The sequence below is a fragment of the Litorilinea aerophila genome (genome assembly GCF_006569185.2).
Taxonomy (GTDB): domain Bacteria; phylum Chloroflexota; class Anaerolineae; order Caldilineales; family Caldilineaceae; genus Litorilinea; species Litorilinea aerophila.
The window spans coordinates 56,604-65,863 of sequence record NZ_VIGC02000032.1 but is presented as its reverse complement, the minus strand read 5'-3'; the positions used below and the strand labels follow the sequence as shown (position 1 = coordinate 65,863).

Sequence of the window (9,260 nt, the reverse complement as noted above, 5' to 3'; positions counted from 1 at the left end):
AGAGGGCACCGGGAATTTCCGCCGTGGTATTTACGCCCAGACTGTGGTAGTCATGACGCGCAACGCATTCCTATGCAAAAGTTGATCAATAACCCGGCAGATGCAGTGCTGGAGTGCCTCCAGGGCTACGAGCTGGCCTATCCCCACCTGATCCGGGTCCACTACGATCCCCACTTTGTCTACCGCATCGACGCACCGGTCCAGGGGAAGGTCTCCATCATCAGCGGCAGCGGGAGCGGCCATGAGCCCCTGAACATCGGCTACGTGGGCCGGGGCATGTTGGACGCGGCCTGCCCGGGGGCCATCTTTACCAGCCCAACGCCGGATCAATACCTGGCTGCCCTGAAGAAGGTATACGGTGGTGTAGGGGCCCTCTACGTGGTCAAAAATTACACCGGTGGTGTCCTGAACACCGAGCTGGCCATGGAGATGGCCGCGGAGGAGGGCTTCCAGGTGGCTTCGGTCCTGGTCAATGACGACGTGGCCGTGGAGGAAAAGGCCAACCGCCGGGGAATGGGCGCCGCGGTCCTGGTGGAAAAGATCGCCGGGGCGGCCGCGGAGCAGGGCCGGGACCTGGACAGCATTGTGCAGGTGGCCCGGCGCGCCAGCGCCCAAACCCGCAGCATGGGGGTCGCCCTCAGCAGCTGCACCTCCCCCAGTGTGGGCCGGCCGACCTTCTACCTGCCCGAAAGCCAGATGGAGGTGGGGGTCGGCATCCACGGAGAGCCAGGCCGCCGCCGGGAGCCCCTGGTCCACGCGGCCGAGGTGGTGAACATCGTCGCCCAACCCATCATCGAGGACCTGGAACTGAAGGCGGGCGACATGGTGCTGGCCATGGTAAGTGGCCTGGGCAGCACCCCCCAGCAGGAACTGTTCATCGTCTTCCGCTACCTGCACCAGTTGCTCACCCAACTGGGCGTCCGGGTGGAACGGCAACTGGTGGGTAACTATATCACGAGTCTCGACATGGCAGGGTGCCTGATCACCCTGCTGCGTCTCGACCCTGAACTGCTCGAGCTGTGGGACGCGCCGGTGCGCACCCCGGCCCTCTGCTGGTGAGGTGAAAGGATTCCCATGAGCCAGGAAATCACGCTGGCGCAGCTCCGCCGCTGGTTGCTTGCCTTTACCGATCGGATCATTCAACAGGAACTTTACCTGACCGAACTGGACGCCGCCATCGGCGATGCCGATCATGGCACCAACATGCGCCGGGGCATGGACAAGGTGCGCCAGCGCATCACCGACGAAAACGCGCCCTGTCCCGATGTCAGCACCCTCTTCCGCACAGTGGCCATGACGCTGATCAGCAGCGTCGGTGGCGCCGCCGGGCCCCTGTACGGGGCCTTTTTCCTGCGGGCCGCCAGAGGCACGAACAACGGTGCCAAAAGTATCACCCTGTTGCAGCTGGCCCAGATGTTCCGCCACGGGCTGGAAGGCGTCCAACAACGGGGCAAGGCGCAACTTGACGAAAAAACCATGATCGATACCATCTACCCCGCGGTGGAAGCCCTGGAACAGGCGGCCCAGGCCGGCAAGAGCGTGGCCGATGCCCTGGCCCTGGCCCGAGAGGCGGCTGAAGCCGGCATGAAACACACCATCGTCCTCCAGGCCAGCAAGGGGCGGGCCAGCTACCTGGGTCCCCGCTCCATCGGCCACCAGGATCCAGGCGCCACCAGCGCCTACTATCTCTTTGAAACCGCGGCAGAAACATTGGGGCAGGAGCAAGCATAATGGCCCAGTACATCGGCGCAATCGATTCCGGCACCACCAGTACCCGTTTCATGCTCTTCGACCAGAACGGCGCCATCGTCGCCTTCGACCAACGGGAACATACCCAGATCTTCCCCCAAAGCGGCTGGGTGGAACACGATCCCCAGGAAATCTGGGAGCGAACCCGTCAGGTGATCGGCGCCACCCTGGCCAAGGCCCAGGTCCGGGCAGACGACCTGGCCGCGGTGGGCATCACCAATCAGCGGGAAACCACCATCGTGTGGGATCGACACACCGGCAAACCGGTGTATAATGCCATCGTCTGGCAGGACACCCGCACCGCGGCCATCTGCCGGGAGCTCCAGGAAGCCGGCCACGGAGACTTCATCTATCGCAAGACCGGGCTGCCGGTGGCCACCTACTTCGCCGGCCCCAAGATCCGCTGGATCCTGGACAACGTCTCCGGCGCCCGGGAGGCCGCGGAACGGGGCGACCTGCTCTTTGGCACGGTGGATACCTGGCTCCTGTGGAACCTGACCGGCGGACGGCACATCACCGACGTCACCAACGCCAGCCGGACCATGCTCATGGACCTGGAGACCCTGGATTGGGACGAGGAGCTGCTGGCCATCCTGGGTATCCCCCGGGCCATGTTGCCGGAGATCCGGCCCAGCAGCGACCCAGATCTCTACGGGCACACCCGGCGAGATGGCCCCTTCCAGAGCGAGGTGCCCCTCGGCGGCGACCTGGGCGACCAGCAGGCCGCCACCGTCGGGCAGACCTGTTTCAGCCCGGGCGAAGCCAAGAACACCTACGGCACCGGCTGCTTCATGCTGTTGAACACGGGCACCGACATCGTCCGCAGCCAGAACGGCCTGCTGACCACCGTCTGCTACCAGATGGGGAACGAGCCGGCCGTTTACGCCCTGGAGGGCTCCATCGCCATGGCCGGCGCCACGGTGCAGTGGCTGCGGGACAACCTCCAGCTCATCAAAGACGCCGCGGAGACCGAGGCCATCGCCCAGAGCGTCCCGGACAACGGCGGCTGTTATCTGGTGCCGGCCTTCAGTGGCCTCTTCGCCCCCTACTGGCGCAGCGATGCCCGGGGCGTCATCGTCGGCCTGACCCGCTACGTGAACCGGGCCCACATTGTGCGGGCCGCCCTGGAATCCATCTGCTACCAGACCCGGGAAGTGCTGGAGGCCATGAACGCGGACAGCGGCGTTCCCCTCCGCTCCCTCCGGGTGGATGGCGGCGCCACGGTCAACAACTTCTTGATGCAGCTCCAGGCCGACATCCTGGGCGCCGAGGTGCTCCGCCCCCGGGTGGCCGAGACCACCAGCCTGGGGGCCGCCTACGCGGCCGGGCTGGCCGTGGGTTTCTGGCCGGACCTGGAGAGCCTGCGGGCCAACTGGCACGTTGACCGCCGCTGGCAGCCCCAGATCGGAGAGGCAGAACGGGAAGCCGGCTACGCAGGCTGGAAGAAAGCTGTCACCCGCACCTTCAACTGGGTGGAAGCATGAAGGGTCACAGGCACGAAAGGGAGAGCCCGTCTGCCGTGAACTGACCACAAAGGGGATGCTGTGATTAGCCTGCTCATCGTCTCACACTGCCACGAGATCGCCGAGGGCGTCAAAGAATTGGCGGCTCAGATGGCGCAGGGCGAACTCCGCATTGGGGCCGTGGGCGGCATTGTGGACGAAATGGGCAAGCCAATCCTGGGCACCGACGCCACCCAAATCCTGGCCGCACTGGAGGAACTCTGGACGCCCGACGGGGTGCTGATCCTGGTGGATCTGGGCAGCGCCGTTCTCAGCACCGAGATGGCGCTGGAGCTGCTGCCTGAGGAAAAGCGCGCCGGGTGCCTGATCAGCAATGCCCCCCTGGTGGAAGGCGCGGTGGTGGCCGCGGTGGAGGCCAGCTTTGGCCGAAGCCTGGTCGAGGTCAACCGGGCTGCCGAGGAAGCGTGCCAGTTTCCCAAAGTGCCCCGAGAAGAGATGTGAACAACGGCAGGATGAATCAATCGGAACCACTTCACACCCAAGTCACCATCACCCACCCACTGGGCCTGCACCTGCGCATGAGCAAGGACATGGTGCACGTGGCCAACCAATACCGCGCCACCATCACGGCCCAGAATCTCACGCGCCAATCGCCCGTGGTGGATGTGAAGAGCATCCTGCAACTCATGCGCCTGCAGGCGCGCCAGGGGCACACCATCCAGCTCCACGCCCAGGGGCCCGATGCCCGGGAAGCCCTCCACGCCCTCCGCAGTCTGCTGGAAACGCCGCCTGTGGTGCCTAGCCTATGACCAAGATTCTTCAGGGGCTGCCGGCAGCACCAGGCATCGGCATCGGCCAACTGACCATCTACCGTCCCGACCCCTTCTCACCCGAGCGGATCCCCCTTTCCAGCCCACAGGACCCGGCCCAGGAGTGGCAAAATTTCTTGGACGCCCACGGCCGGGTCGATGCCGAGCTGAAGGCGTTGGGCCAGGAGTCCGGCGCGCCCTTCGCCGAAATTTTCAGCGCCCACCGGGTCATCCTCCAGGACCGCACCCTGCTGGAGGCCATCGAGGAGGCCATCCTGGAGCAGGGGCACACGGCCATCACGGCCACCTATCGGGTGATCAGCGAATTCGCCGAGCAGTTCCAGGCCTTCGAGGACGAATACTTCGCCAGCCGCTCGGCCGACATCCTGGACCTGGGACGGCGGCTGCTGGCCCACCTGGGGGCCCCGGCCAGCCAGATACGCCTGCCGGAGCTTCCCCCCCACACCATCCTGGTGGCAGACGACCTGACCCCGTCCGAAATTGCCCAACTGGCGCCCACCCAGATCCAGGGGATTGCCCTGGCCAACAGCGCCCCCACCGCCCATTCGGCCATCCTGGCCCGCAGCCTGGGCATTCCCATGGTCTGCATCCTGGGGCCTTCCCTGATGGAACAGCAGGACGGGCGCCCGGCCATCGTAGACGGCAACCGGGGCCAGTTGCTGGTGGAGCCGGAAGAGGGGCTGTACCAGCGCTACCACCGCCTCCGCCAGGATCTGTTGATCCAGGAGGTGGAGGCCATGGCCCACGCGGGCGAGCCAGCCATCACCCTGGACGGCGTGCCCGTGCCTGTTTACGCCAACGCCAACTCACCAGAGGATGTGCGCAAAAGCCAGGAGGTGGGCGCGGACGGCGTGGGCCTTCTGCGCACCGAGTACCTCTTCCGCAGCCGCGCCACCCCCCCCACGGTGGAAGAACAACAGGAGACCTACGCCTGCTTTCTGGAACAGGTCCGCCGCCTGCTGACCGTGCGGGCGTTGGATGCCGGCGGCGATAAACCGGTAGAGTTTGTTCCCCTGGGCCCAGAAAACAACCCGTTCCTGGGGCTGCGAGGGATCCGCCTGCTGCTGGCCCGGCCCGAATTGCTGCGGGACCAGTGGCTGGCGCTGCAACAGGCGGCCGCCAGCCTGGGGTCGGGCCAGGCCGCCCGCGCCAGCGACAAGGAGATCCGCTTCATGCTGCCCATGGTCTCCACGGTGGATGAAGTGAAGGCCGCCCGATCCATCCTGGAGCCCCTGGCTGGGGAATTCCCCCGGATCAAGCTGGGCATCATGATCGAAGTGCCCTCAGCCGCACTGATGGCCGACGCGCTCGCGCCCCTGGTGGATTTTTTCAGCATCGGCACCAACGATCTCAGCCAGTACGTCCTGGCCAGCGACCGCACCAACAGCCGGGTCGCCCAACTGGCGGATCCCCTCCACCCCGCGGTGCTGCACCTGATCCAGCGCACCTGCCAGGCGGCCAACGGGGCCGGGAAGCCCGTCTCCGTGTGCGGGGAAATCGCCGGCGATCCCACTGCCGTTCCCCTGCTGCTGGGCCTGGGCGTGGCGGAACTCAGCGTGCCCCTGCCGGCCGTTCCCCTGGTGAAACAGGTGATCCGCCGCTGGACCCTTTCCCGCTGTCGGGAGTTGGCCGAGACGGCACTGCGCTGTGCCAGCGCGCTGGAAGTCCGAAACCTGCTGGCACAGGAGAGCTAACCGCCAATGCCTCGCCGGGGCAGGAGATCCGTTGAAAACGGATTCAAGCTGGGTGCCATCCGCACCGTGGAGTGCGTTTTAACGCACTTGGGGTGTGCCAGCCGATGATTTCAATCATCGGCCCAAGGCCGACCGTGGTCTCATGCAGAGCGATCTATCTGGATAAGGAGGGTCTCAATCATGGAAGAGACTGTAACCATAACAATACCGGCTTCCATTCGGCAGATGCTCAACCGCACACCGGAAGAAATAGGGCGCGATCTACGCCTGTATGCGGCATTGATGATGTTTCGCCTCGGCAAGCTATCCTCCGGCGCGGCAGCAGAAATGGCAGGCATTCCTCGGGTCATGTTTCTGGATTTGTGTGCCGACTACGGAATTCCCATATCGCAGATAACCGCTGAAGAATTATGAAACAACAAACCACAGAGATCCTGGTCATCGGTGGGGGATCCACGGGCACCGGCGTGGCCTGGGATGCCGCCTTGCGGGGGTTCCAGGTCATCCTGGTGGAAAAACGGGATCTGACCCACGGCACCACGGGCCGCTACCATGGCCTGCTCCACAGCGGCGGACGCTACGTGGTCAAAGACCCCCGCAGCGCCGAAGAGTGCATCCGCGAAAATCGCATCCTGCGCCACACCCATGCCCACTGCATCGAGGATACCGGCGGCTTCTTCGTGGTGACACCAGAGGACGAAGGCGACTACCCGGACCGCTTCCAGGAGGCCTGCGCCCGGGTGGGCATCCCCTGTACCGAGATCCCGGTGGCCGAGGCCCTGCGCCATGAACCCCTCCTCAACCCCCGGGCCAGCCGGGTCTTCGCCGTGCCCGACGCCACCGCGGACAGCTTCCTGGCCACCCATGCCACGGCCCAGGCTGCCCGCCTGGCCGGCGCCCAGATTCAAGTCTACCACGAAGTGGTGGCGCTGCTGGTGGAGGGCGGCGAGGGAGCCCGGCGGGTCACAGGGGCACGGGTGCGGGACCTGATCCGGGATGAGGAAGTCATTATCCACGCCGACATGGTCATCAACGCGGCGGGCGCCTGGGCCGGCCAGGTGGCTCAGCTGGCCGGCATCCCCGTCCACGTGATCCCCGGCAAGGGAACCATGGTGGCCATGAACCACCGGATGGTCAACACAGTCCTCAACCGCTGCAAAATGCCGGCCGACGGCGACATCATCGTGCCCATCCACACCGTGGCCGTGCTGGGCACCACCGACGAAAAGGTGAGCGACCCGGAACATCTGCGCATCGAGCCCTGGGAAGTCCAGCTCATGCTGGAGGAGGGCGAAAAGCTGGTGCCGGGCATCAGCCAGGCCCGGGTGCTGCGGGCCTGGGCCGGCGTCCGCCCCCTCTACCAGGAGGGATTCCAGGGCGAAAGTCGGGACGTCACCCGGGCGTTAACCCTGCTGGATCACCAGCAGCGGGATGGCGTGGCCGGCTTCCTCACCATCACCGGCGGCAAATGGACCACCTTCCGGCTCATGGCCGAGGTGACGGTGGACAAGGCCTGTGAACAGTTAGGCACCCGACGCCCATGCACCACCGCGGAGACCCCGGTCCCCGGCGTCCAACAGGGGCACTACTGGCTGGGCCATCGTCTGTCCGAGGTGGAGGAGCATCACCTGCAGGGCGAGCTGATCTGCGAGTGTGAGCTGGTCACCCGGGCCATGCTGGAACAGGCGGCGGCCCACAACCCCACCTTCACCCTGGACGACCTGCGCCGGGATGTGCGCCTGGGCATGGGGCCCTGCCAGGGTGGCTTCTGCACCTACCGGGCGGCGGCCATCCTCCACGAGCGCTCGGTGACCGGCAAAGACGACGCCCAGGCGCGGCCAGGGGATGCCGACGCCTGGGACGTGGCCTACATCCAGTCGCCGGCCCATCAGCAGACCCTGCCGCCGCCCGCGCGGCTGGAAGGCTTTCAGCCCAACCTGTTGCTGCGGGACTTCCTCCAGGAGCGGTGGAAGGGCCTGGTGCCCATCCTGTGGGGCCAGCAGCTCAAACAGGAGCGGCTGGATGCCCTCATCTACCTGCACCTGATGAACGTGGATCACCTGCCCGTGGACGGTGAAGCCAGCCCCCTGACCGACTTCTACCACCTGGATCCGGCCCAGATTGGGGCAGAGCCAGGCCAGCCCCAGGCAAGCCTTGCAGAGGGCCAGGCGCTGAACGAAAGGGCGGGCAAGGAGAAGAACCAGGAGGGGCAGCCATGAGGCCGGATCTCCTGGTCATCGGCGCGGGGCTGGCCGGCCTCAGCGCCGCCCTTCGGGCCACCCAGGCCGGGCTGCGGGTGCGCATCATTGCCAAAGGGTTGGGCACACTCCACTGGAGCACCGGCAACCTGGACCTGTTGGGCTACCTGCCCGGCGCGCCGCATCCCGTGCGCAAGCCCATGGAGGCCATCTACACCCTGCCCGAGAGCCATCCCTACGCCCGGCTGGGTCCAGAGCGTATCGGCCACTGCCTCTCCTGGTGGCAGAAGGCCCTGGGGGCGGCCGGCCTGGCCTACCGCCCCGCGACACCGGCCCGCAGCAACTGGCTCTTGCCGTCGCCCGCGGGGGCCGTACGGCCCACCTACCTGGCCACAGAGGCCCAGGCCGGCGGCGACCTGTCCCAGGCCGAGCCCATGCTCATCGTGGGCTTCCAGGGCATGCGGGACTTCTATCCCCACCTCATCGCAGAGAACCTGACCCGCCAGGGCTACGCGGCCCGGGCGGCCACCCTGTCCCTGGCCGTCATCACCCGCCGCCAGGACAGCAACACCCTCCACCTGGCCCAGGAGCTGGAGCGGCCAGGCCGCGTCCAGGAGCTGGCAGCCGCCCTGCGCCCCCTGGTCCGGCCCGGGGAACGGGTGGGCCTGCCGGCCATCCTGGGCCTGGAACGGCACCAGGCCATCTGGCAGGGTTTGGCCACCGCGCTGGATGCGCCCGTCTTCGAGATTCCGACCCTGCCGCCCAGCGTCCCGGGCATTCGCCTCCACCGGGCCCTGACACGCCACCTGGAGGCCCAGGGCGTCCAGATCCAGGTGGGGCTGACGGCCATTGGCTTCCAGGCCGACCGGGGTCGCATCCTGGCCGTGGAGACGGAGAGCAGCGCCCGCCCCTGGCGCCACCAGGCCGAGGGCTTTCTGCTGGCCACGGGCGGCATCCTGGGCGGCGGCTTCAACAGCGATCCCCAGGGGCGCTTTTGGGAGGTGGTCTTCAACCTGCCCCTGACCGTCCCCCAGGATCGCAACGCCTGGTTTCGGCCCCATTTCCTCGCCCCGGAAGGACATCCCGTCTTCCGGGGAGGGCTGGCGGTGGATGGCTGCTTCCGGCCGGTGGACGGCCACGGGACCCCCCTGTACCAGAACCTGTGGGCTGCCGGGAACCTGCTGGCCCACGTGGACGCCATCCAGGAGCGTAGCGTGGAAGGGCTGGCCGTCATCACCGGCATGGCCGCGGCCGAAGCGCTCCTGGCCTAGTCCCCCCGGCAGGCTGTACGAATTCAAAGGCCGCCCAAATTTCGTTGAGCTGGAG

9 protein-coding genes are annotated in these 9,260 nt (G+C 66.6%); all 9 read left to right on the top strand.

All coding sequences use genetic code 11. The features are described from left to right. Window positions 1-72: 72 nt before the first annotated feature. The 9 genes from dhaK to glpB all read left to right on the top strand — a co-directional run bounded on the left by dhaK (window position 73) and on the right by glpB (window position 9,205). Window positions 73-1,059, top strand: coding sequence for a dihydroxyacetone kinase subunit DhaK (dhaK, locus tag FKZ61_RS19815; protein ID WP_141611879.1), 987 nt, complete (start codon window positions 73-75; stop codon window positions 1,057-1,059). A 15-nt stretch (window positions 1,060-1,074) separates the two neighbouring features. Beyond that, window positions 1,075-1,731, top strand: a complete 657-nt coding sequence (dhaL, locus tag FKZ61_RS19810; RefSeq protein WP_141611878.1) for a dihydroxyacetone kinase subunit DhaL — start codon at window positions 1,075-1,077, stop codon at window positions 1,729-1,731. Continuing rightward, window positions 1,731-3,233, top strand: coding sequence for a glycerol kinase GlpK (glpK, locus tag FKZ61_RS19805; RefSeq protein ID WP_141611877.1), 1,503 nt, complete (start codon window positions 1,731-1,733; stop codon window positions 3,231-3,233). The genes dhaL and glpK overlap by 1 nt, the downstream gene beginning before the upstream one ends. A 60-nt stretch (window positions 3,234-3,293) precedes the next feature. Next, window positions 3,294-3,713 carry a dihydroxyacetone kinase phosphoryl donor subunit DhaM gene (gene dhaM, locus FKZ61_RS19800; RefSeq protein WP_141611876.1) on the top strand — a complete coding sequence of 140 codons (420 nt, stop codon included), beginning with the start codon at window positions 3,294-3,296 and terminating at the stop codon, window positions 3,711-3,713. A gap of 11 nt (window positions 3,714-3,724) precedes the next feature. Beyond that, complete coding sequence (locus tag FKZ61_RS19795; protein WP_141611875.1) at window positions 3,725-4,021, top strand: HPr family phosphocarrier protein; 297 nt, start codon at window positions 3,725-3,727, stop codon at window positions 4,019-4,021. After that, window positions 4,018-5,736 (top strand): phosphoenolpyruvate--protein phosphotransferase, encoded by a 1,719-nt coding sequence (gene ptsP / locus FKZ61_RS19790; RefSeq protein WP_141611874.1) that lies wholly within the window; start codon window positions 4,018-4,020, stop codon window positions 5,734-5,736. The genes FKZ61_RS19795 and ptsP overlap by 4 nt, the downstream gene beginning before the upstream one ends. A gap of 180 nt (window positions 5,737-5,916) precedes the next feature. Then, the gene (locus FKZ61_RS19785; protein WP_141611873.1) at window positions 5,917-6,150 is read left to right on the top strand and encodes a UPF0175 family protein; all 234 of its coding nucleotides are present in this window, start codon (window positions 5,917-5,919) and stop codon (window positions 6,148-6,150) included. Continuing rightward, entirely contained in the window at window positions 6,147-7,955 is a 1,809-nt protein-coding gene (gene glpA / locus FKZ61_RS19780) for an anaerobic glycerol-3-phosphate dehydrogenase subunit GlpA (protein WP_141611872.1), read from the top strand. Before FKZ61_RS19785 ends, glpA begins: the two co-directional genes overlap by 4 nt. Next, on the top strand, window positions 7,952-9,205 hold the full coding sequence (gene glpB, locus FKZ61_RS19775) for an anaerobic glycerol-3-phosphate dehydrogenase subunit GlpB (protein ID WP_141611871.1): 1,254 nt from the start codon (window positions 7,952-7,954) through the stop codon (window positions 9,203-9,205). Before glpA ends, glpB begins: the two co-directional genes overlap by 4 nt. The last annotated feature ends 55 nt before the right edge of the window (window positions 9,206-9,260 follow it).